19 protein-coding genes and 2 tRNA genes are annotated in these 21,027 nt (G+C 67.7%); 17 read left to right on the forward strand and 4 right to left on the reverse strand.

Annotated features, from left to right (window positions below):
• Positions 1–6: 6 nt before the first annotated feature.
• Complete coding sequence (gene rpmH / locus JOE30_RS03700; protein WP_027505944.1) at positions 7–150, reverse strand: 50S ribosomal protein L34; 144 nt, start codon at positions 148–150, stop codon at positions 7–9.
• Positions 151–700: 550 nt separating this feature from the next.
• On the opposite strand from rpmH, the gene dnaA reads away from it, so the two are divergent.
• From dnaA to JOE30_RS03770, 14 genes are all read left to right on the forward strand, one after another.
• Positions 701–2,263 carry a chromosomal replication initiator protein DnaA gene (gene dnaA / locus JOE30_RS03705; protein WP_204869441.1) on the forward strand — a complete coding sequence of 521 codons (1,563 nt, stop codon included), beginning with the start codon at positions 701–703 and terminating at the stop codon, positions 2,261–2,263.
• Between the two features lie 499 nt (positions 2,264–2,762).
• The gene (gene dnaN / locus JOE30_RS03710) at positions 2,763–3,947 is read left to right on the forward strand and encodes a DNA polymerase III subunit beta (protein WP_204869442.1); all 1,185 of its coding nucleotides are present in this window, start codon (positions 2,763–2,765) and stop codon (positions 3,945–3,947) included.
• Between the two features lie 46 nt (positions 3,948–3,993).
• Positions 3,994–4,899 (forward strand): phosphogluconate dehydrogenase (NAD(+)-dependent, decarboxylating), encoded by a 906-nt coding sequence (gene gnd, locus JOE30_RS03715; RefSeq protein WP_027505941.1) that lies wholly within the window; start codon positions 3,994–3,996, stop codon positions 4,897–4,899.
• Complete coding sequence (recF, locus tag JOE30_RS03720; RefSeq protein WP_204869443.1) at positions 4,900–6,165, forward strand: DNA replication/repair protein RecF; 1,266 nt, start codon at positions 4,900–4,902, stop codon at positions 6,163–6,165.
• Complete coding sequence (locus JOE30_RS03725) at positions 6,162–6,707, forward strand: DUF721 family protein (protein ID WP_204869444.1); 546 nt, start codon at positions 6,162–6,164, stop codon at positions 6,705–6,707. Before recF ends, JOE30_RS03725 begins: the two co-directional genes overlap by 4 nt.
• A gap of 155 nt (positions 6,708–6,862) precedes the next feature.
• Positions 6,863–7,726, forward strand: coding sequence for a metal-dependent hydrolase (locus JOE30_RS03730; RefSeq protein ID WP_239532472.1), 864 nt, complete (start codon positions 6,863–6,865; stop codon positions 7,724–7,726).
• 26 nt (positions 7,727–7,752) lie between these two features.
• Positions 7,753–8,847 (forward strand): PDR/VanB family oxidoreductase, encoded by a 1,095-nt coding sequence (locus JOE30_RS03735; RefSeq protein WP_204870748.1) that lies wholly within the window; start codon positions 7,753–7,755, stop codon positions 8,845–8,847.
• A 253-nt stretch (positions 8,848–9,100) separates the two neighbouring features.
• On the forward strand, positions 9,101–11,140 hold the full coding sequence (gyrB, locus tag JOE30_RS03740) for a DNA topoisomerase (ATP-hydrolyzing) subunit B (protein WP_204869446.1): 2,040 nt from the start codon (positions 9,101–9,103) through the stop codon (positions 11,138–11,140).
• 37 nt (positions 11,141–11,177) lie between these two features.
• Positions 11,178–13,700 carry a DNA gyrase subunit A gene (gene gyrA / locus JOE30_RS03745; protein WP_204869447.1) on the forward strand — a complete coding sequence of 841 codons (2,523 nt, stop codon included), beginning with the start codon at positions 11,178–11,180 and terminating at the stop codon, positions 13,698–13,700.
• Positions 13,701–13,705: 5 nt separating this feature from the next.
• Positions 13,706–14,662 (forward strand): DUF3566 domain-containing protein, encoded by a 957-nt coding sequence (locus JOE30_RS03750; RefSeq protein WP_239532474.1) that lies wholly within the window; start codon positions 13,706–13,708, stop codon positions 14,660–14,662.
• A 98-nt stretch (positions 14,663–14,760) separates the two neighbouring features.
• Positions 14,761–14,834 (forward strand) — tRNA-Ile (locus tag JOE30_RS03755).
• A gap of 132 nt (positions 14,835–14,966) precedes the next feature.
• A tRNA-Ala gene (locus tag JOE30_RS03760) sits at positions 14,967–15,039 on the forward strand.
• Between the two features lie 121 nt (positions 15,040–15,160).
• Positions 15,161–16,156, forward strand: coding sequence for a GGDEF domain-containing protein (locus JOE30_RS03765; RefSeq protein ID WP_307806053.1), 996 nt, complete (start codon positions 15,161–15,163; stop codon positions 16,154–16,156).
• 110 nt (positions 16,157–16,266) lie between these two features.
• Entirely contained in the window at positions 16,267–17,583 is a 1,317-nt protein-coding gene (locus tag JOE30_RS03770) for an alpha/beta hydrolase (protein WP_204869449.1), read from the forward strand.
• Positions 17,584–17,595: 12 nt separating this feature from the next.
• Here the strand turns inward: JOE30_RS03770 and JOE30_RS03775 are convergent, their stop codons facing one another.
• Positions 17,596–17,958, reverse strand: coding sequence for a hypothetical protein (locus JOE30_RS03775; protein WP_204870863.1), 363 nt, complete (start codon positions 17,956–17,958; stop codon positions 17,596–17,598).
• 41 nt (positions 17,959–17,999) lie between these two features.
• On the opposite strand from JOE30_RS03775, the gene JOE30_RS03780 reads away from it, so the two are divergent.
• Both JOE30_RS03780 and JOE30_RS03785 read left to right on the forward strand, forming a co-directional pair.
• Positions 18,000–18,527 (forward strand): peptidylprolyl isomerase, encoded by a 528-nt coding sequence (locus JOE30_RS03780; RefSeq protein WP_204869450.1) that lies wholly within the window; start codon positions 18,000–18,002, stop codon positions 18,525–18,527.
• A gap of 39 nt (positions 18,528–18,566) precedes the next feature.
• Positions 18,567–19,460 carry a rhomboid family intramembrane serine protease gene (locus tag JOE30_RS03785; RefSeq protein WP_204869451.1) on the forward strand — a complete coding sequence of 298 codons (894 nt, stop codon included), beginning with the start codon at positions 18,567–18,569 and terminating at the stop codon, positions 19,458–19,460.
• Here the strand turns inward: JOE30_RS03785 and JOE30_RS03790 are convergent.
• Together JOE30_RS03790 and crgA are read right to left on the reverse strand one after the other, a co-directional pair.
• On the reverse strand, positions 19,457–19,918 hold the full coding sequence (locus tag JOE30_RS03790; protein WP_204869452.1) for a PH domain-containing protein: 462 nt from the start codon (positions 19,916–19,918) through the stop codon (positions 19,457–19,459). The genes JOE30_RS03785 and JOE30_RS03790 overlap by 4 nt on opposite strands.
• A 78-nt stretch (positions 19,919–19,996) precedes the next feature.
• Positions 19,997–20,260: a cell division protein CrgA gene (crgA, locus tag JOE30_RS03795; RefSeq protein WP_027505930.1), complete on the reverse strand. Its 264-nt coding sequence runs from the start codon at positions 20,258–20,260 to the stop codon at positions 19,997–19,999.
• A 126-nt stretch (positions 20,261–20,386) separates the two neighbouring features.
• Here crgA and JOE30_RS03800 point away from each other — a divergent pair, with 126 nt between their 5' ends.
• Positions 20,387–21,019, forward strand: a complete 633-nt coding sequence (locus JOE30_RS03800; protein ID WP_204869453.1) for an aminodeoxychorismate/anthranilate synthase component II — start codon at positions 20,387–20,389, stop codon at positions 21,017–21,019.
• Positions 21,020–21,027: the final 8 nt, after the last annotated feature.

Raw genomic sequence — 21,027 nt, forward strand, 5'->3', positions numbered from 1 at the left:
GGGAAATCAGGCGGTCAGCGACGCGCGGCCCTTGCCGCGACGAGCCGACACGATCGCGCGACCGGCACGCGTGCGCATGCGCAGACGGAAACCGTGCACGCGTGCACGACGACGGTTGTTCGGCTGGAACGTCCGCTTGCCCTTGGCCACGGTGGTACTCCTCGAGATATCGGCAGTCCCGAGGACTGCCGGTGGTGTGCTGATGGTCGCGAGTTCGGCGAACTCGAGTTCGGTGGCCACTCGCGCAGGAGAACGGCAGGACCGATCCACGCATGTCGCGGGTGACCGTTCGAGGGTACTGACGGCGTCGAACGAGGTCAAACCGCGCTACCCCGGGGACAGGGCTCCTGTCACGATGACACGCCTCGAGCACGACGACCACCTCGCCGGGGACAGGAGAGGACCGTTCGTCTTGTTGTGCACCGGCGGGCCTGCTGACTTCGCTGTGCGGGTGACGACGTCTCGCCCCGTCGGTGGGGATCTCTCACCATGGCTCTGCATCGTCGCAGGTCACAACGCCGCCGCTCCGGCCCGTCTCCGCGCGAGATGCCGTCGAGCTACACCGGTGTCGTTTGTCCACAGCTGTGGATAATTATGTGGAAACACAGGTCGGGTGGCATATTCGTGTCGTCGGCGGGGCCTTCGAGGCACCGCAGGATCATCGACGGCCGCGGTCATGCCACGGCCCTGGGGAGGCACCGTGGAGGACGATCCGGACGTCTTGGCTGCTGTATGGCCGAGTGTCGTCGCCGAGCTCACGGCGGAGTCGAATTCGGGGTCGTCCCTGTCCCGCGCTCAGAAGGCCTGGCTCGCTCTCGTCCGCCCCATCACTCTCGCGCAAGGTTTCGCTCTGCTCTCGGTTCCGTCGCCGATCGCCCAGGAAGCGGTCGAGCGCGGTCTGCGCGAACCCATCCTCGCGGCCCTCGGTCGCCACCTCGACCGCCCGGTCGAGGGACTCGGTGTCCGGCTCGCTCCCGGAGCCGACGCCGATCTCTCGGACGTTCCCACGCCCGTCGACACCGAACGTCGCCCCGACACCGGACACAGCGCACCCGTGTATCGCCGGCGGCTTCTCACCGAGTCCACCGCGGGCGAGCCGTCCGACTCGGAGAGCAGTGACTACGGCGATCACGAGGAGGTCGACGACGATCGGGACGCTCTGACCAGCGTCCAGAACTCGTGGCCCACCTCGTACACGGTGCCGCCGCGCTCGACGTCCACTCCGACGGGCAGCACCAGTCTCAACGCGAAGTACACGTTCGACACCTTCGTCATCGGCGCCTCGAACCGGTTCGCCCACGCGGCCGCCGTCGCCATCGCGGAGGCTCCTGCGCGGGCGTACAACCCGCTGTTCGTGTGGGGTGCGTCCGGACTGGGAAAGACGCACCTGCTGCACGCCGCCGGCCACTACGCCCAACGTCTGTTTCCCGGCATGCGCGTGAAGTACGTGTCCACCGAGGAGTTCACGAACGACTTCATCAACAGCCTGCGAGACGACCGCAAGGTGGCGTTCAAGCGCCGCTACCGCGAGACGGACGTCCTGCTGGTCGACGACATCCAGTTCATCGAGGGCAAGGAAGGTATCCAGGAGGAGTTCTTCCACACCTTCAACACCCTCCACAACGCGAACAAGCAGATCGTGGTCTCCTCCGATCGGCCGCCCAAGCAGCTCGCGACCCTCGAGGAGCGACTGCGCACCCGCTTCGAGTGGGGCCTCATCACCGACGTGCAGCCGCCCGAGCTCGAGACGCGTATCGCGATCCTGAGCAAGAAGGCGCAGATGGACCGCCTGGACGTGCCCCACGAGGTGCTCGAACTCATCGCGAGCCGGATCGAGAGGAACATCCGTGAGCTCGAGGGTGCGCTCATCCGAGTGACGGCCTTCGCGTCCCTCAACGGGCACAACCTGGACACCGCGCTCGCCGAGGCCGTTCTCCGGGATCTGATGCCGGACTCGACGGGACTGGAGATCACCGCGGCCACGATCATGGCCGTCACCGCGGAGTACTTCGACACCTCGATCGAGGAACTGTGCGGCCCCGGCAAGGCTCGCGCGCTGGCACAGGCGCGCCAGATCGCGATGTATCTGTGCCGCGAGCTGACGGATCTGTCGTTGCCCAAGATCGGTCAGACGTTCGGCCGTGACCACACCACCGTCATGTATGCCGACAAGAAGATCCGCAAGGAGATGGCCGAGCGGCACCGTACGTACAACCAGGTGCAGGAGCTCACTGCCCGCGTCAAGCAGCGCTCCAAGCGCTGACCCGTCCGAGTGTCCACGGCCGTTCGAGTCGCCCCCACGGCGATTCGAGCGGCCGTTCTCGTCGGTGCGGAGCCCCGAACGGCGACGAGTTCGACCGGAAATTTGGGCCGATTCTGCTCGATACACACCTGTGGACAACTGTGTGAATAACGTGGATACCCCGGGGATGAAATCTGTAGTTCGCGCCGAGTCCACCGTCCGTCCACATGTGACCCGCACCGAGCCCGTCGTGATGCCCGGGTTCATCCTCGAGCCGCCACGCCGTGCCACCAGCACCGGACAGGGTCGGTCCACAGATTCCACAGGACCTATGACTACTGCTTGTATTTCTTCCTAGGAACATCTCTTTGAAAACAGGGTGGGGACGGATCCATTCACAACCGCCTCCGAGGCCTCTGATCGAGACGAACCCCGACTTTTCAGCACGCGCTCGAGGGCATACGGTGTGGTTTGCCCACCGACTCGTGTGGAGCAGGTCAGCGAGAGGATCAACCGGGCGATGGAGCTTGGCAGTGTGAAGTTTCGAGTTGCTCGAGAAGATTTCTCCGATTCGGTGGCCTGGGTGGCGCGATCACTCCCGTCCCGGCCTGCGGTTCCCGTCCTCGGCGGTGTGCTGCTGTCGGTCGACGACTCCGGGCTGACGGTCTCCGGCTTCGACTACGAGGTGTCGGCCCAGGTACGCGTTCCCGTGGAGGTCGCCGGCGGAGGCCAGGTGCTCGTGTCGGGCAAGCTGCTCGCCGACATCACACGCTCGCTGCCGAACAAGCCGGTCGACGTGTCGGTGGACGGGACCAAGGTGCTCATCACGTGCGGCAGTGCCAAGTTCTCGCTTCCGACGATGCCGGTGGAGGACTACCCGCAACTCCCCGAACTGCCGTCGCAGACGGGCACCGTTCCGGTCGACGTGTTCGCCGAGGCCATCAGCCAGGTGGCCATCGCCGCGGGCCGTGACGACACGCTCCCGATGCTCACCGGTATCCGCATGGAGATCGACGGCGACTCCGTGGTGCTCGCCGCCACCGACCGGTTCCGTCTCGCCGTGCGCGAACTCGACTGGACTCCGGCCGCACCCGGTACGGCCGCCGCGGTGCTCATCCCCGCCAAGACACTGTCCGAATCCGCGAAAAGCATTGGTGGAGGCGCGGAGTCCGGTGTCGAGCTCGCTCTGGGCTCCGCATCGCACATCGGTAACGACGGCCTCCTGGGCATCGTCAGCGACGGCCGCCGCACCACCACCCGCCTGCTCGACGCGGAGTTCCCGAAGTTCCGGCAGCTGTTGCCGTCCGAGCACACCGCGGTCGCCAGCGTGCCCATCGCACCGCTTCTGGAGGCCATCAAGCGCGTCGCTCTGCTCGCCGAGCGTGGGGCGCAGGTCCGCCTCGAGTTCTCGGCCGACACGGTCACTCTGTCCGCCGGCGGCGACGATGCGGGCCGCGCCGAGGAGTCGATCGAGGCGAACTTCCAGGGCGAGCCCCTGGTGATCGCGTTCAATCCGGGGTATCTCATCGACGGTCTCAACTCGCTGCACTCCGAGCGGGTGTCCTTCGGGTTCACCACACCGAGCCGGCCCGCAGTGCTGCGCCCGGCGGGTGAGGACGAGCTCGAGCCGGACGAGACCGGGACGTTCAGCGCACCGAGGAGTGCGTACACGTACCTGCTCATGCCGGTACGCCTTCCGGGCTGAGTCGCTCGCGAGGCACCGGCGCAGGTCCATCGAAAGGAAGCCACGCATGAACATCGGGTTGGTCGGTCTCGGCAAGATGGGCTTCAACATGCGTGAGCGCTTGCGGCGCCACGACATCGAGGTCACCGGTTACGATCCGCGGCCGGAGGTCACCGACGTCGAGTCGCTCGAGGCTCTCGCCGCCGCGCTCCCCGCTCCCCGCATCGTCTGGGTGATGGTGCCGTCCGGCCCCGTCACGCGCGACACCGTCACCACCCTGGCCGGCGTGCTGTCCGAGGGCGACCTCGTGATCGACGGCGGCAATTCGCGCTTCACCGATGACGCGGTGCACGCGGAACTGTTGTCCGCCAAGGGTATCGGCTACGTCGATGCCGGCGTCTCGGGCGGTGTCTGGGGTCTCGAGAACGGTTACGGCCTCATGGTCGGCGGTGCCGCTGCGGACGTCGAGCGCGCCATGCCCGTGTTCGATGCGTTGCGTCCCGAGGGCGAGCGGGCGGACGGCTTCGTCCACGCCGGCCCGGTGGGCGCGGGTCACTACGCGAAGATGGTGCACAACGGTATCGAGTACGGCCTCATGCACGCCTACGCCGAGGGGTACGAGCTCCTCGCCGCAGAGGATCTGATCGAGGACGTCACCGGTGTGGTGCGCGCGTGGACCAAGGGCACCGTCGTGCGGTCGTGGCTGCTCGATCTCCTGGTGAAGGCACTGCAGGAAGATCCGGGATTCACCGACATCTCCGGCTACACACAGGATTCCGGCGAAGGACGCTGGACCGTCGAGGAGGCGATCCGACACTCGGTGCCGGCTCCCGTCATCTCCGCGGCACTGTTCGCAAGATTTGCGTCGCGGCAGGTGGATTCGCCCGCCATGAAGGCGGTGTCCGCGCTGCGCAACCAGTTCGGTGGACACGCGGTGCAGCGTGCCCCCAACACGGAGAGCACCGGCGCGTAAGTGTTCGTCCGCTCGGCGACCCTGGTCGATTTTCGTTCCTGGCAACAACTCTCGGTGGATCTCGCACCGGGGGTGACGGTGTTCGTCGGTCCCAACGGCCACGGGAAGACCAACATCCTCGAGGCACTGGGGTACGTCGCGACGCTGTCGTCGCACCGGGTGTCGGCCGATGCTCCGCTCATTCGGACGGGTGCGGAACGCGCTCTCGTGCGGGCGTCCGTCGTCAACCTCGGTCGCGAGCTCACCGTCGACGTCGAGATCAACGACGGGCGGGCGAATCGCGCGCGCATCAACACCTCTCCGGTGCGGCGGACACGGGAGGTGCTGGGCATCCTCAACACTGTGCTGTTCGCACCCGAGGATCTGGCGATGGTGCGCGGCGATCCGAGCGAGCGGCGCCGCTATCTCGACGAGCTGATCGTCGCGCGGTCTCCTCGAATGGCCGCTGTCCGTGCGGATTACGACCGCGTTCTCCGGCAGCGATCCGCGCTCCTCAAGAGTGCGAGCGGGGTTCTGCGACGGGGATCGTCGTCGAGCGACGGCGCGAACGCGCTGGCCACGCTCGACGTGTGGGACGGCCAGCTCGCCGGCTTCGGTGCCGAGATCGTGGAGCACCGGCTGCGCGCGGTACGCGACGTCGGTCCCTTCGTCGTCGACGCCTACCGCAGGATCGCACCGTCGTCGCGGCCTGCGGCCATCGCGTACCGGAGCAGTCTCGCCGGCGCGATGCCGCCCGAGATGCTCGCTCTGGACAGAACGGAGGAGCCGGACGACGTCGAGGTTCTCGAAGCAGCGTTCCTGCAACAGCTCTCGGTGATGCGGACGCGGGAGATCGAACGCGGAGTCACCCTCGTCGGTCCGCATCGTGACGATCTCGACCTCGTGCTCGGAACCGATCCTGCCAAGGGGTTCGCGAGTCACGGTGAGTCGTGGTCCTTCGCCCTGTCCCTGCGGCTCGGCGCCTTCGAGTTGTTGCGGTCCGAGGGTTCGGATCCCGTGCTCCTGCTCGACGACGTCTTCGCCGAGCTCGATCGTGCGCGGCGAACCGCCCTGGCGGGGGTTGCGGTGACGGCGGAGCAGGTGTTGGTGACGGCGGCAGTGCCCGAGGACGTGCCGCCCGAGTTGCGAGCGCGCCGCATGGACGTGCGTGCCCACGAGACCGAGGGTGCACGCAGATCAGAACTGACCGAGGCGTCCGGGTCGGATCCTGTCGGAGTCACGTCCGATACTGACGCCGACACGAGCCACGTCGAGGAGGAGTCATGACGGACGAGACGCCGTCCGGCAGCGATCCGGCCGAGCCCCCGTTGCGCGGAGCGGACATCGCGCGCCGCGCGCTCGAGAACGCCCGTGCGGCTGCCAAGGCCAACGGCAAGGCGGTGGGGCAGGGTCGTGCGTCGACGCAACGCCGACCGCGACGGTCGCGCACCTGGTCCGGTTCGAGGCCCGACGACCGTGATCCGCAAGCACTCGGGTCACTCGCGAAGACGCTCGCGGCGTCGCGTGGTTGGTCGGCGAAAGTGGACGAGGGCACGGTGCTCGGTCGGTGGACCCAGGTGGTGGGTGAGGACATCGCGGCGCACGCGGAGCCCGTGTCCGTCCGGGACGGCGTGCTGGCGGTGTCGGCGGAGTCCACGGCGTGGGCGACGCAGCTGCGGTTGATGCAATCGCAGATCCTCGCGAAGATCGCGGCCTCCGTGGGCCACGGTGTGGTCACGTCGCTCCGCATCACAGGTCCCGCTGCGCCCAGTTGGAAGAAGGGCGACCGTCACGTGTCGGGTCGCGGACCTCGTGACACCTACGGGTGAGCCCCCCGGCCCCATTGATCGATGTCACGAGGGTGCGTAGCGTTTCACGGGGAAACGACCGGACGTGGTGATCGGGGACAGCGTCACGGTGGATCCGATCCGAACTCGCGCTCTGCAGCGAATGATCGAATGATCAGCCACGAAAGGACCCGATGATGAACGACGATCCAGGACCCGTCGTCCTGCAGGCGCGCAACGTCTCGTTCGACTGGGAGTCCATGCGCATGCACTACATGGACGGTGACCCCCTGGCCACACACCTCATGAATGTGATGCACCTGTTCCTGCCCGAGGGCGAGGAGTGGTTCGTGCGCGTGTTCAAGGAGGCGCTGCCGTTGATCCACGACGAGAAGCTGCGCGCCGACGTGATCGGCTTCATCGGCCAGGAGGCCATGCACGCGCAGGCGCACTCGGGCATCCACACGTTCCTGGCCGACCAGGGCCTGGATCCGGCGCCGTACGTGAAGCAGATGGAGTACGTCTTCCGGGTCGCTCTCGACAAGAGGCCGACGAACACCAAGAACAGCCTCGTCGAGCGCCTGGCTCTCATCGCCGCCATCGAGCACCTCACGGCGTTCCTCGGCATGTGGGTGCTGACGGAGAGAGGCCTGGACGAGGCGGACGTGGATCCCCGCATGTTGGACCTCGTGCGCTGGCACGGGGCCGAGGAGGTGGAGCACCGCGCCGTGGCCTACGACGTGTTGCAGTACTTCGACACACGACGGTTCCGCCGCACGCGTACCTACCTTCTCGTCGCACCGACCGTCGTGGTCATGTGGGGTCGCGGTCTCCGCTTCCTCATGAAGAACGATCCGACGCTGACGGACGATCAGCGCAGCTACACGCTGAAGCAGATCAGGGCCGTCACGCAGCGCGGGTTGTTCCCCACCGCCAAGGCCGTCGGCAAGGCGTCCGTGCGGTACCTGCGGAAGGACTACCACCCGTCCAAGGAGGGATCCACCTCGTTGGCAGTCGCGTACCTCGCCACCTCCCCGGCGGCGAGGGCTGCCACGGTCTGATGGGCGATCGCACGTTCGCACGGGCCATGGCGGCCGTGCGCGAGTACCGCGCGTCCCGGACGATTCCCGAGGATCTGCTCGGCAAGGGCGGCATGGACGAGTCGCTGGCGCAGATCACGGACGGGCTGGACAAGCTGTTCGCCATCCTGGATCACTCGAAGTACAAGGCGCGTGCGGCGCCGGTCCAGACGCGGACGCACACGATGGCGGTCTCCGAGCGTTTCACGCTGTGCCGGGACGAGAACGTGGTCGGACTGACACTTCGTCGAGTCGACGGTGGTGACGTGTCGCCGTGGCATCCGGGCAGCCATCTCGACCTCGTGCTGCCCTCGGGGCGTCGCCGTCAGTACTCGCTGTGCGGTGACCCGCTCGAGAAGGACGCGTACTCCATCGCGGTGCGACTGGTGCCGGACGGCGGCGGCGGTTCGGCCGAGATGCACACCCTCGAGGTGGGCGACGAACTCTCGGTCACCGGTCCGCGCAACGCTTTTCCGTTCTACGCGTCCGGATCCGCGTTGTTCGTGGCCGGTGGCATCGGCATCACCGCGATCATCCCGATGGTGCGGCGGGCGCGTGCCCTCGGCATGGACTGGCATCTCGTGTACAGCGGACGCTCGCGGCAGTCGATGCCCTTCCTCGACGAGGTGTCGACGTGGGACCAGGAGCGCGTGACCGTCCGGACCGACGACGTCGACGGGCTGCCCACCGCGGCGGATCTTCTCCGCCACGCGCCGGACGGTGGATCCGTCTACTGCTGTGGTCCGCCGCCGATGTTGGCCCTGGTACGCGAGGGCGTCCCGGCGACCGGGGCGATCCGTCTGCACTACGAGCGGTTCTCGCCGCCGCCCGTCGTCGCCGGATCCCCGTTCAGCGTGGAGCTCGCGTCGTCCGGGACGATTCTCGACGTCGCGGCGGACCGGACGGCACTCGACGTGATCCGCGAGGTGGTCCCCGGTGTCCCGTACTCGTGCCGCCAGGGCTTCTGCGGAACCTGCAAGGTCAAGGTCCTGGCCGGCGCTCCCGAGCACCGGGACCGGCGCCTCGCCGACGACGAGCGCGAGGATCACATGCTGATCTGTGTGTCGCGCTCGGCGGGCGAGCGGCTGACGCTCGATCTCTGACGCGCGGAGCCCTCGTACCCACGAAATGAGCCGCGGAACACGAGAAAAGTCCGTCTCCGACGCAATGAGGGGCCGTTTCGGGTGTCGACGTGAGCCGCGACCCACGCTTTACCGGTACGATGGACCGGTAAAGACCACCGAGCGCGAGGGGCATGTGTCCCCGCGCGCATTTTTTCGGGTCGAGGTCCTCTGCCGTCCTCACCGAGCGAGGTGAGTGTCGGGGGAGCGTAGTCGAGAAGGAGAACAGCTGACCGTGGCTGACCCCAAGGCAGGCAAGAGCGACAAGCCGAAGGAATACGACGCGTCGTCGATCACCGTCCTCGAAGGACTCGAGGCGGTGCGCAAGCGACCCGGTATGTACATCGGCTCCACCGGAGAGCGCGGCCTGCACCACCTGATCTGGGAGGTCGTCGACAACTCTGTCGACGAGGCGATGGCAGGTCATGCCACCACGGTGGAGGTCACGCTTCTCGCCGACGGCGGCGTGCGCGTCGTCGACGACGGTCGCGGTATCCCCGTCGGCATGCACTCCTCGGGCATCCCGACCATCGAGGTCGTCATGACGCAGCTGCACGCCGGCGGCAAGTTCGACTCCGACTCCTACGCGGTGTCCGGTGGTCTGCACGGCGTCGGTATCTCCGTGGTCAACGCCCTGTCGACGACTCTGCTCGCGCAGGTCGACAACGACGGCTTCCACTGGGAGCAGACCTACACACGGTCCGTCCCCGGCGAGCTGATCAAGGGTGAGCCGACGAAGCGCACGGGTACGGCGATCTCGTTCTGGCCGGACGCGAGCATCTTCGAGGAGACCGTCTTCAAGTTCGACACGGTCGCGCGTCGCCTGCAGGAGATGGCGTTCCTGAACAAGGGACTCACCATCGTCCTTACCGACGAGCGCGCCTCGGACATCGAGCGCATCGCCGACGAGGCCTCCGAGAGCGAGCTGGCGGAGACGCCCAAGGCGGACGCCGAGGAGCCGTCGGGAGCACCGGCCAAGATCAAGACTCGGACCTACCACTACCCCGGTGGTCTCGAGGACTACGTCCGCTACATCAACCGCGCGAAGACGCCGCAGCATCCGTCGGTCATCGGATTCTCGGCCAAGGGCCCGGGCCACGAACTCGAGATCGCGATGCAGTGGAACTCGACGTACGCGGAGTCCGTGCACACGTTCGCCAACACGATCAACACGCACGAGGGCGGTACGCACGAGGAGGGTTTCCGCTCTGCGCTGACCAACGTCGTGAAGAAGTACGCCAGCGAGAAGAAGCTCGTCAAGGAGAAGGACGGCATCCTCACCGGAGACGACATCCGTGAGGGTCTCGCCGCCATCATCTCCGTCAAGGTCGGCGAGCCGCAGTTCGAGGGTCAGACGAAGACCAAGCTCGGCAACACCGAGGTGAAGTCCTTCGTGCAGAAGGCCGCCGGCGAACATCTCACGCACTGGTTCGAGGCGAACCCCGCCGAGGCCAAGCTCATCATCTCCAAGGCCGTCGCCTCGATGCAGGCGCGTACGGCTGCTCGTCGTGCCCGAGATCTGGTGCGGCGCAAGAGCGCCACCGACATCGGTGGACTGCCGGGCAAGCTCGCGGACTGCCGTTCCAACGATCCGTCGAAGTGCGAGATCTACATCGTGGAGGGCGACTCGGCCGGCGGCTCCGCCAAGTCCGGTCGCGATTCGATGTATCAGGCCATTCTTCCGTTGCGCGGCAAGATCATCAACGTCGAGAAGGCCCGCATCGACCGCGTCCTCAAGAACACCGAGGTCCAGTCGATCATCACGGCGTTCGGCACCGGCATCCACGACGAGTTCGACATCGCGAAGCTGCGCTACCACAAGATCGTGCTGATGGCCGACGCCGACGTCGACGGCCAGCACATCTCGACTCTGTTGCTCACCTTGCTGTTCCGCTTCATGCGGCCTCTCGTGGAGCACGGCTACGTCTACCTGGCCATGCCGCCGCTGTACAAGCTCAAGTGGCAGCGCGGTGCGGATCCGGAGTTCGCCTACTCCGACCGGGAGCGTGACGGACTGATCGAGGCCGGCCTGGCGTCGGGCAAGAAGATCAACAAGGACGACGGCATCCAGCGCTACAAAGGCCTGGGCGAGATGAACGCGAAGGAACTGTGGGAGACCACGATGGATCCGAGCGTGCGCGTGCTGCGTCAGGTGACTCTGGACGACGCTGCCGCCGCCGACGAGCTCTTCTCCATCCTCATGGGTGAGGACGTCGAGGCACGCCGCAGCTTCATCACCCGTAATGCCAAGGACGTTCGTTTCCTCGACGTATAGGCGCTCCGCGCCCCGAGCGCCGCGCTAGGAGAATGCAATGACAGACACCACCCTGCCCCCCACCGGCGGCGACGGACCGACGTCCGACCGCATCGAGCTGGTCGACATCCAGCAGGAGATGCAGAACAGCTACATCGACTACGCGATGAGCGTCATCGTCGGTCGAGCACTTCCGGAGGTGCGCGACGGTCTCAAGCCCGTGCACCGCCGCGTGCTGTACGCCATGTTCGACAACGGATATCGGCCCGATCGTGGATACGTGAAGTCCGCTCGACCGGTCGCCGAGACCATGGGCAACTACCACCCCCACGGCGACAGCTCGATCTACGACACCCTCGTGCGCATGGCGCAGCCGTGGTCCATGCGGTACCCGCTCGTCGACGGTCAGGGCAACTTCGGTTCTCGTGGCAACGACGGCCCGGCAGCCATGCGGTACACCGAGTGTCGGCTCACTCCTCTCGCGATGCAGATGCTCGCGGACATCGAGGAGGAGACCGTCGACTTCATCGCGAACTACGACGGTCGCACCCTCGAGCCGACGGTGCTGCCCGCCCGGTTCCCCAACCTGCTCGCCAACGGCAGTGGCGGTATTGCCGTCGGCATGGCGACCAACGTTCCGCCGCACAACCTTCGGGAGCTCGCCGAGGGTGTGTACTGGATGTTGGACAACTACGAGGCCAGCGAAGAGGTCGCCCTCGAGGCGATGATCGAGCGGATCAAGGGACCGGACTTCCCCACTCACGGACTCATCGTCGGATCGCAGGGCATCGAGGACGCGTACCGCACCGGTCGCGGGTCGATCCGCATGCGCGGCGTGGTCGACATCGAGGAGGGCGAGCGCGGCGGCACGCAGATCGTCGTCACCGAGCTGCCGTTCCAGGTGAACCCGGACAACATGATCGCCTCGATCGCCGAGCAGCTCAAGGACGGCCGCATCGCCGGCATCTCCGACATCGAGGACCAGTCGTCCGATCGTGTCGGTATGCGCATCGTCATCAAGCTGCGTCGCGACGCCGTCGCGAAGGTGGTGCTGAACAACCTCTACAAGCACAGCCAGCTGCAGACGAGCTTCGGTGCCAACATGCTGTCGATCGTCGACGGCGTTCCGCGCACCCTGCGGATCGACCAGATGATCAAGCTGTACGTGACCCACCAGCTCGACGTCATCGTCCGGCGTACGCGGTACCGGTTGCGGAAGGCCGAGGAGCGGGCCCACATCCTGCGCGGACTGGTGAAGGCGCTCGACGCCCTCGACGAGGTCATCGCCCTGATCCGTCGGTCCGCCGACGCCGACGTCGCACGCCAGGGACTGATGGACCTGCTCGACGTCGATCAGATCCAGGCGGATGCCATCCTCGCGATGCAGCTGCGTCGCCTCGCGGCCCTCGAACGGCAGCGCATCGTCGACGAGCTCGCCTCGATCGAGATCGAGATCGCGGACCTGCAGGACATCCTGGACCGTCCGGAGCGTCAGCGTGAGATCGTGCGCTCGGAGCTGAAGGAGATCGTCGACAAGTTCGGCGACGATCGTCGTACCCGGATCATCGCGGCCGACGGCGACGTCAGCGACGAGGACCTGATCGCGCGCGAGAACGTCGTCGTCACCATCACGGAGACGGGGTACGCCAAGCGCACGCGGACCGACCTCTACCGCTCGCAGAAGCGCGGTGGCAAGGGTGTGCAGGGCGCGGGTCTCAAGCAGGACGACATCGTCAGCAAGTTCTTCGTCTGCTCGACGCACGACTGGATCCTGTTCTTCACCACGAAGGGTCGGGTCTACCGGGCCAAGGCGTACGAGCTCCCCGAGGCCAACCGCACGGCTCGCGGACAGCACGTCGCCAACCTGTTGGCGTTCCAGCCGGACGAGCGCATCGCGCAGATCATCCAGATCAAGACCTACGACGACGCGCCCTACCTGGTGCTCGCGACGAAGGCCGGTCTGGTGAAGAAGTCCAAGCTGGCCGACTTCGACTCCAACCGTTCCGGCGGCATCGTGGCCGTCAACCTGCGTGGCGACGACGAGCTGGTCGGAGCCGTGCTGTGCACCAATGCGGACGACCTGCTGCTCGTGTCCGCTCAGGGCCAGTCGATCCGCTTCTCGGCCACCGACGAGGTGCTGCGCCCGATGGGCCGCGCCACCTCGGGTGTCCAGGGAATGCGGTTCAACGGCGAGGACGCACTGCTCTCCCTGAACGTGGTGAAGGACGGCACGTACCTGCTGGTCGCCACGTCCGGTGGCTACGCGAAGCGCACCGCGATGGAGGACTACCCCCCGCAGGGCCGCGGCGGCAAGGGCGTGCTGACCATTCAGTACGACCCGCGTCGTGGCACCCTGGTGGGAGCGCTCATCGTCGAGGACGACGACGAGCTCTACGCCATCACCTCGAGCGGCGGTGTCATCCGCACCGCGGCTCGTCAGGTTCGCAAGGCAGGCCGCCAGACCAAGGGCGTTCGGCTGATGAACCTCGGCGACGGCGATAACCTGCTGGCCATTGCACGCAACGCGGACGAGCCGGAGGACCTCGGGATCGCCGAGGCCGACGGATCGAAGGAGTCATGAGCGCAATGAGTACTCCCGAACAGCCCGGGTCCACCGGAAACGGACGCCCCGCGCCGAGCACCACGTCCGACCGTCAGGTTCCCCGGCCTGCCGGCGGACCCCCGGCGCCTCGCCCGCCCGCGGCGTGGCCGCCTGCCCAGCAGGACGGCGCGCGCCAGGACGGGGTGCAGCAGGACGCTGCCCGACAGGACGCCGCTCGACAGGACCCCGGCCATCAGGGTCCCCGTCCGGCTCGGACACCGGACTCCCAGCAGGCTCCCGTGCGGGAGCAGCAGCCGCCCCAGCGTCAGCCGCAGACGAACCTGCAGAGTCGACCCGCACCGGCGGGCCGCGCTCCCGAGCAGGCTCGTCCGGACCAGGGTCAGGCGCGGACGACCGTGCAGCCCGCCGCGCGTCCGACAGACGGTCAGGACCGTCCCCGCCAGGGGCGTCCCGCCGAGGCCACGGCCAAGGCTGCGGTCATCGACGGGCCGACGCGCAACATCGCGCGGAACGACCTGCCCGCCGACATGCCGGACCTCTCCACGGTCCGTCATCCTCAACAGGAGGAACAGCGCGCCGAGCGCGCCACTCCGATGATGACGGCGCGGCCGTCGGAGTCCGGTGAGCCGCTGCGCGCGACCGTCCAGGTGCGCAAGATCGACCCGTGGTCGATGTTGAAACTGTCGCTCGTGATCTCCGTGTCGCTGTTCTTCGTCTGGATGGTGGCCGTCGGGCTGCTGTACATGGTGCTCGACGGCATGGGCGTGTGGGATCGACTGAACAACGCGTTCTCCGACATCGTCGCCACGTCCGGCGAGTCCGGGTTGGTGTCGGCCGGCCAGATCTTCGGTTACGCCGCCGTCATCGGTCTCATCAATGTGGTGCTGTTCACCGCACTGACGACCATCGGCACATTCATCTACAACCTGTGCTCCGACCTCGTCGGCGGCCTGGAAGTGACGCTGGCGGACCGGGACTGACCCACCGCACACCGGCGTTTTGGTCTCGCGCCGTGTGTGCGGTAATCTCGTTCCTCGGTCAGCACAGCACGTTCCATCGTGCTCTGCGGGCCGAGTGCGGGCCTATAGCTCAGGCGGTTAGAGCGCTTCCCTGATAAGGAAGAGGTCGGAGGTTCAAGTCCTCCTAGGCCCACGAACGAGAGCGAGAAAGGACGTCCGTGAGGATTCTTCTCCCCGCCCTCGTGATGTCGGTCGTCGTTGCCGTCACCGTTCGCGCGATCCGCGTGGAGAGTACGCGGTGGCATCGATTGCCCGATGTCGATCCGGGGCCTTAGCTCAGTTGGTAGAGCGCTGCCTTTGCAAGGCAGATGTCAGGAGTTCGAATCTCCTAGGCTCCACAGTCACGACCACACCCTGTTCCGCATTCCGGAGCAGGGTGTTCTCGTCTCTGGACATGTCACCATGCCCACCGGCGATGCTTCGTCCACCGCTGCGCGCCTCATCGTCGATACTTGACGCGTGAACCCCGGCCGAGGAACAGAAGCGAGCACCGCGATGGTGTTCTACCTGTGTCCGACGGCCGTTCTCTTCATCGCGGGAGCGGTGGCCTTCTCGGGTACCACGACCGGGACCGTCGTCATGGTCCTGGCGGCATGCCTGCAACTCGCCGGCGCGGCCGTCCTGCACTTCGGTCCTCGTCCGACCTCGCCTCGCACGCTGGGCATCGTGACGGGCGGCGCCGTAGCGTCGCTGTGCGCGATGTTCCTCACGTCGGACGGGCCGGTGGCGTACCTGCTGCTGAGCCAGGCGGCGATGTTCCTGGGCATGCAACTCGCGGGGTACTGGAGCGAGCGCGGTGGCTGGGTGTGGGTGAGCGTGCTGACGGTGGGATCGGTCGTGGCGGCCGCGCTGTCGCCGTCGACCATGCCAACGGTCGCCTATGTCCTCACCGCCCTGGGCATCGTGGCCGCCGCGGAGTTCTTCGGTTCCCACTCGCGGCGGATGCGGCACTCGGCGTCACGGGACGCCCTGACCGGACTCCTGAACCGTCAGGGCCTCGAGGACCGCGTCGAGAAGCTGCTGCCGGTCTTCGCCTCCCGTGGCTTGCCGGTGAGCATGGCGGTTCTGGATCTCGACAACTTCAAGACCGTGAACGACATCTACGGGCACATCGCCGGCGACGTGTTGCTCGAACGGGTCTCGGCAGCGTGGCGCGGCCAACTGCGCAAGGGCGACGTGCTCGGCCGTCTCGGCGGCGACGAGTTCGTGTTGTTCATGCCGGGAACCGGTGAGGGCGAGGCGGCGACCCTTCTGGAGCGGTTGCGGGCAGCGCACTCGGCCGAGTGGAGCGTCGGACTGGTCTGCATGCCCACCGTGCGCAAGTGGTCGGAGATCTACCGGGCCGCCGATGCCGAGCTCTACAAGGCCAAGCGCAGCCGCGGTGCCCAGCAAATGTCGACGCCGGTGCCGAGGGCCGTCATCGAGGACACCGGAGTGCCCGCCGAGCGACGCTGACGTCTCGATCCCCGGGCTGTGGACGACGCAGGTCCGGCCACGGTCCCCGTCTGGTCCACTGTCCGCTCGAGGCGGCCACCACGTGCCGTCCGGGAACGACGGGGGTCGGCGTGAGCGAGTCGGTGGTCTGGACAGCACCGGACATGTGGAGCATGCACACGAGGGTGGTGTCCGCGAGGACTCGCCTGCGCGTGCTGATCGATCGCACGACCGTGGTCGGGAGGCTGACCGGGTGGGAGGGAGCGGCCGCGGACGCCGCTCGGTCGGCCGTCGTGGGCACGGCGGCGGAGTTGTCGACGCGAGCGGACGTGCTCGGCCGGATCGCGGACGTCCTCGCCCGCGCGGGTGACGACCGTGCAGCCCTGTCGCGATGGGATCCCACGGATCGGGCGGGCGCCCTCGTCGAACTGGATCGCACGGTCGCGGAGGACCTGACCAGAGCGGGCGGAGACGAGTCGCCGGAGCCGGCGCCCACGAGGGCCGCGGCGGTGCTGGACGTGGCCAACCGGGCGCGGATGGCCGAGGACCGTGAGCGCCTCGTCGTCGCCGAACGGGACCTGTCCGCGCGACTCGACGACGCCGCGTTCGGGGGCGCGTTCTCGAACGTGGACGCGGGACTCGCCGAGACACGGCGGCGCCTGGCGGCCGTCGACGCGCTGATCGAGGTGCTCGCGCGTCCCGAGCGCCGTCTCGTGCACTACGAGGCGGGTGCGCGCCGCACCCTGGCGGCGGTGTCCGTCGGCGACCTCGACGGTGCGGATCGGGTGGCGGTGGTGGTTCCGGGCGCCGGGACCACGGTGGCGGAGTCGATCGCGCGACACGACGGCGAGACGGCGGCACTCGTCACCGAGGCGGGTGCACTGTCACCGGGCTCTGTCACTGCAGGCGTGTCGTGGCTCGGATACGAAGCGCCGCAATGGAACACGGAGCTGTTCGAGCCCGGGCGCAGCGTTGCCTCGACTGCGCCGGCCGCGGCCGGGGCACCCGCGCTCGTCGGTGTTCTCGAGGCGCTGGGCGATCGTCGACACGGTGGTGACGCTCCGGAGGTGACGCTGGTGGCGCACTCCTACGGCACTGTCGTCGCGGCGCGGGCCATCGAGGCCGGCGCGCCCGTCGACGCCGTGGTGGTGATGGGTTCACCCGGATGGAGCGACCGCGCCGCCGCAGCCGCGCCGGGCCCGGTGCACGTCGCCGAGGCGGCGTGGGACCCCGTCGCCGACCTGGGACGGTTCGGGCCCGATCCCAGCGAGCGACCCGAGACCGAGGCACTGGACACCGCGGGCACCGTGGGCCACGCCGACTACCTGGAGCCGGGAAGTGTGTCGGCGCGGGCCGTGGCCGAGGTGGTGGCCGGAGTACCGAGCCCACCCGCCCCACGAACCGTGGACCTGGCGGACGTGGCGCGGTTCGTGCTGGGGATGCTCTGACGGGCGGAGCAGTCAGGGCGCCTGGTGACCGTTGGTCCTCGGCGTGCCCAGGCTCGGCGGCTCGGCGGCGGGAGGGGGTAGCTCGGTGCGGCGCGAGCGGGAGAACGCGACAGCGCCGGCACCGAGGAGGACGAGCAGTCCGATCACGCCGGCGCGGCGGCCGGGCACGAACCGACCGCGACGAACGGGCGCCGCCGTGCGCACGGGGGCGGGACGAGCGGCACGCTGCTGGGCGCGTCGTGACCGGAGGACCGACACCCCCTTGCGCGTGACGACGAAACCTGTTGCTGCGGGGCCCTTCGCGAGCGTGAGGGCGGTGTCACGGGCGATGCCGAGCGCCTTCTTGGCGGTGGCACTGTCGGGTGTTGACGTCATCCGTTCACCCTTGCACATTCCCCGGGTGGCACGATGGTGTTGTGACCTCACCTCTACAGACTCAGACCGCGACCCTGCACACGAATCACGGCGACATCGTGATCGCCCTCTTCGGCAACCACGCGCCGAAGACGGTCGAGAACTTCGTCGGTCTCGCGCAGGGCACCAAGGACTACAGCACGAAGAACGCGTCGGGTACCTCCGAGGGACCCTTCTACGACGGTGCGATCTTCCACCGCGTCATCGCGGGCTTCATGCTCCAGGGTGGTGACCCCACCGGCACCGGCACCGGTGGTCCCGGATACAAGTTCGGTGACGAGTTCCACCCCGAGCTGTCGTTCGATCGTCCGTACCTGCTCGCCATGGCGAACGCAGGCCCCGGCACCAACGGCTCGCAGTTCTTCATCACCGTCGGCCCGACGCCGCACCTCAACCGTCGCCACACCATCTTCGGCGAGGTCATCGATCCCGCGTCGCAGAAGGTCGTCGACGAGATCGGCTCGACCGCGACCGGCCGCGGCGATCGCCCCGTCGAGGATGTCGTCATCAACTCGGTCACCATTGCCTGATTCGACCGACACGGTCCCCCGTCGCGAGATCGGTGTGACATGACAGGACCAGGATGGGGCGGCGCTCCGGTGCCGCCCCTCCCCACCTGTGTGCGCCACCCCGATCGGCCCACGGGCCTGTCCTGCACCCGATGCGATCGACCGGCCTGCCCGGAATGCCTGCGGCCTGCGGCGGTGGGTCAACACTGTGTCGACTGCGTGGCACAGGCTGCAGGGTCGATCCCGCGTGCCCGCACGATGGCCGGCGGTGTCAGCAGGACCGTCTCCACCCCCGTCGTCACCTACGCGGTGATGGCACTGAACATCCTCGTGTTCGCCCTCACCGCCGCCCAGTCGGGCGGCCTGGCGAACCAGTCGAGCTCGCTGTTCCGCAGCTGGCAGCTCGTCCCGCTCCTGGTGGCCGACGGCGATGTCGTCCGCATCCTGGGCAGTGGTTTCCTGCACTCCGGCATCGTGCACCTCGCCGTCAACATGTTCGCCCTGTATGTCATCGGGCGCGATTGCGAACTGGTGCTCGGGCGCTCGCGATACCTCGCCGTGTACGTCGTCGCGCTTCTGGGCGGCGCCGCGGCCGTGATGTGGTTGTCCAGCCCCCTGGTGGCGACAGTCGGAGCATCCGGCGCCGTGTTCGGCCTTCTCGGTGCACAGGCCGTGATCCTCGTGCGGCTGCGTCGCAGCCCCACCCCGGTGCTCGTCGTGATCGGGCTCAACGTGGTGCTGAGCATCGCGATCCCCGGCATCTCGTTGTGGGGACACCTCGGCGGGCTCGCCGCCGGTGCCGCCGCCACGGCCGCGGTGCTGTTCGTCACCGGTTCGGACGCTCGTCGGTCCCGTCGGCTGGGGTGGTTCGGCATCGCCGGTGTCGGCCTGCTCGCCCTGGCGCTGATCGGTCTGCGTGCCGCGACGCTCGCTCCGACCCTCGTCGCGGGCTAGTCCCGCTGGGACCAGCCCGCGTCGACCCACCCGTGCAGCTCGAGTGTGTCGAACACGGCGCGCGGATCGGCGCCCAGGTCCCAGCGACCGAAGATGACAAGTCGCTCGTCGTTGCCGTCGGTCACGTCCATCTCCAGCATCGGAACCCGCCGACCGAGTCGCGGGTACGGGACCAGACGCAGGGAGAGCACGTCGTCGCGCCCGTAGTCGCGGGCTCCGCGCAGAGTTCTTATGCGCAGTACGTCGCCGTCGACACTCAACTTCGGGCGTTGGACCGCGGCCAGCACAGCCAGCGCCAGGGCTGCCAGTGCAGCGAGTCCGATGAGTGCGCGGCCGGCCGGATCGCCTGTCGTGGCGACGGCAGCGGCGGCGAGTGCGGCTGCTCCCACCCCCAGCGCGGCCACAGCGGCGAGGGGCGTGGACCAGGACTGCGGTGTCTCGCTGCCACCTGTGGACAAGTTATCCACAGAAGTTATCCACAGTGTGGATGAACAACACGCGTGTAATTCCGGCGCGCATGGCGAAGGAAGCCCTGGTCAACGCCATTTCATCGTCATGACGAGACCGACGATCCAGAAACCGAAGCCGATCAGTAGGTTGTAGGCCCCCAGATCCGACATCCAGCCGATGCTGTCCTGGGCGAGGTAGTACACGATGAGATACACCAGACCGAGCACCATGAAACCGAACATGACCGACAGATACAGCGTGCTCGACGGAGCGGCCTTGACCTTGACGGGCGTCCGCGACGCCGGATCGATCGTGTAGTCGGGCTTCTTGCGGACCTTCGACTTGGGCATGGATGACCTCGAACTCTCGTACCGGACTACAGGCGGGCGGGTGTGAGCCACGGTGTGGACGCTCACTTCTCACGTCCACGATAACCTGCAGCCGAGCTCCCACCCGTGCGGCATTAGTCTTGTGACATGCGCATCCTCGTCGTCGACAACTACGACAGCTTCGTGTTCAACCTGGTCCAGTACCTCGGCCAGTTGGGGACACGGGCCCGAGTGCTGCGGAACGACGACCCCGCGGTGCTCGATGTCGAGGCCGCCGTGGCGGAGGTGGACGGAGTGCTGCTCAGTCCCGGCCCCGGCACGCCGCAGCGCGCCGGCGTCACCATGGACATGGTGCAGGCCTGCGCATCGTCGGGAACTCCTCTGCTGGGCGTGTGCCTCGGACACCAGGCCATCGGTGCCTCCTTCGGCGGCGTGGTCGAACGCGCGCCGGAACTGCTGCACGGCAAGACCAGCGTGGTCCACCATTCCGGAGGCGGCGTGCTGGCAGGGCTGCCGGATCCGTTCACCGCGACGCGGTACCACTCGTTGACGGTGCGGGAGAACACGATCCCGGACGACCTCGAGGTGACCGCGCGCACCGAGAGCGGGATCGTCATGGCGATGCGCCACCGGGAGTTGCCGATCCACGGCGTGCAGTTCCACCCCGAGTCGGTCATGACGCAGGGTGGTCACCGCATGCTGGCGAACTGGCTCGCCGTCTGCGGCGAGGCTCCCGAGCCGGGCCTGGTGGCCGAGCTCGAGAGCGCCGCCCGCGTCTGAGCGCCGCG

It is taken from the genome of Rhodococcus sp. PvP016 (assembly GCF_017832185.1).
Lineage (GTDB): Bacteria > Actinomycetota > Actinomycetes > Mycobacteriales > Mycobacteriaceae > Rhodococcoides.

Bases quoted from the DNA above. Each gene is read 5' to 3' on its own strand.
- dnaN (WP_204869442.1), top strand. From the start codon at position 2,763: ATGGAGCTTGGCAGTGTGAAGTTTCGAGTTGCTCGAGAAGATTTCTCC.
- gnd (WP_027505941.1), top strand. From the start codon at position 3,994: ATGAACATCGGGTTGGTCGGTCTCGGCAAGATGGGCTTCAACATGCGT.
- JOE30_RS03725 (WP_204869444.1), top strand. From the start codon at position 6,162: ATGACGGACGAGACGCCGTCCGGCAGCGATCCGGCCGAGCCCCCGTTG.
- JOE30_RS03730 (WP_239532472.1), top strand. From the start codon at position 6,863: ATGAACGACGATCCAGGACCCGTCGTCCTGCAGGCGCGCAACGTCTCG.
- JOE30_RS03735 (WP_204870748.1), top strand. From the start codon at position 7,753: ATGGCGGCCGTGCGCGAGTACCGCGCGTCCCGGACGATTCCCGAGGAT.
- gyrA (WP_204869447.1), top strand. From the start codon at position 11,178: ATGACAGACACCACCCTGCCCCCCACCGGCGGCGACGGACCGACGTCC.
- JOE30_RS03750 (WP_239532474.1), top strand. From the start codon at position 13,706: ATGAGTACTCCCGAACAGCCCGGGTCCACCGGAAACGGACGCCCCGCG.
- JOE30_RS03775 (WP_204870863.1), bottom strand. From the start codon at position 17,958: ATGACGTCAACACCCGACAGTGCCACCGCCAAGAAGGCGCTCGGCATC.
- JOE30_RS03785 (WP_204869451.1), top strand. From the start codon at position 18,567: ATGACAGGACCAGGATGGGGCGGCGCTCCGGTGCCGCCCCTCCCCACC.
- crgA (WP_027505930.1), bottom strand. From the start codon at position 20,260: ATGCCCAAGTCGAAGGTCCGCAAGAAGCCCGACTACACGATCGATCCG.
- JOE30_RS03800 (WP_204869453.1), top strand. From the start codon at position 20,387: ATGCGCATCCTCGTCGTCGACAACTACGACAGCTTCGTGTTCAACCTG.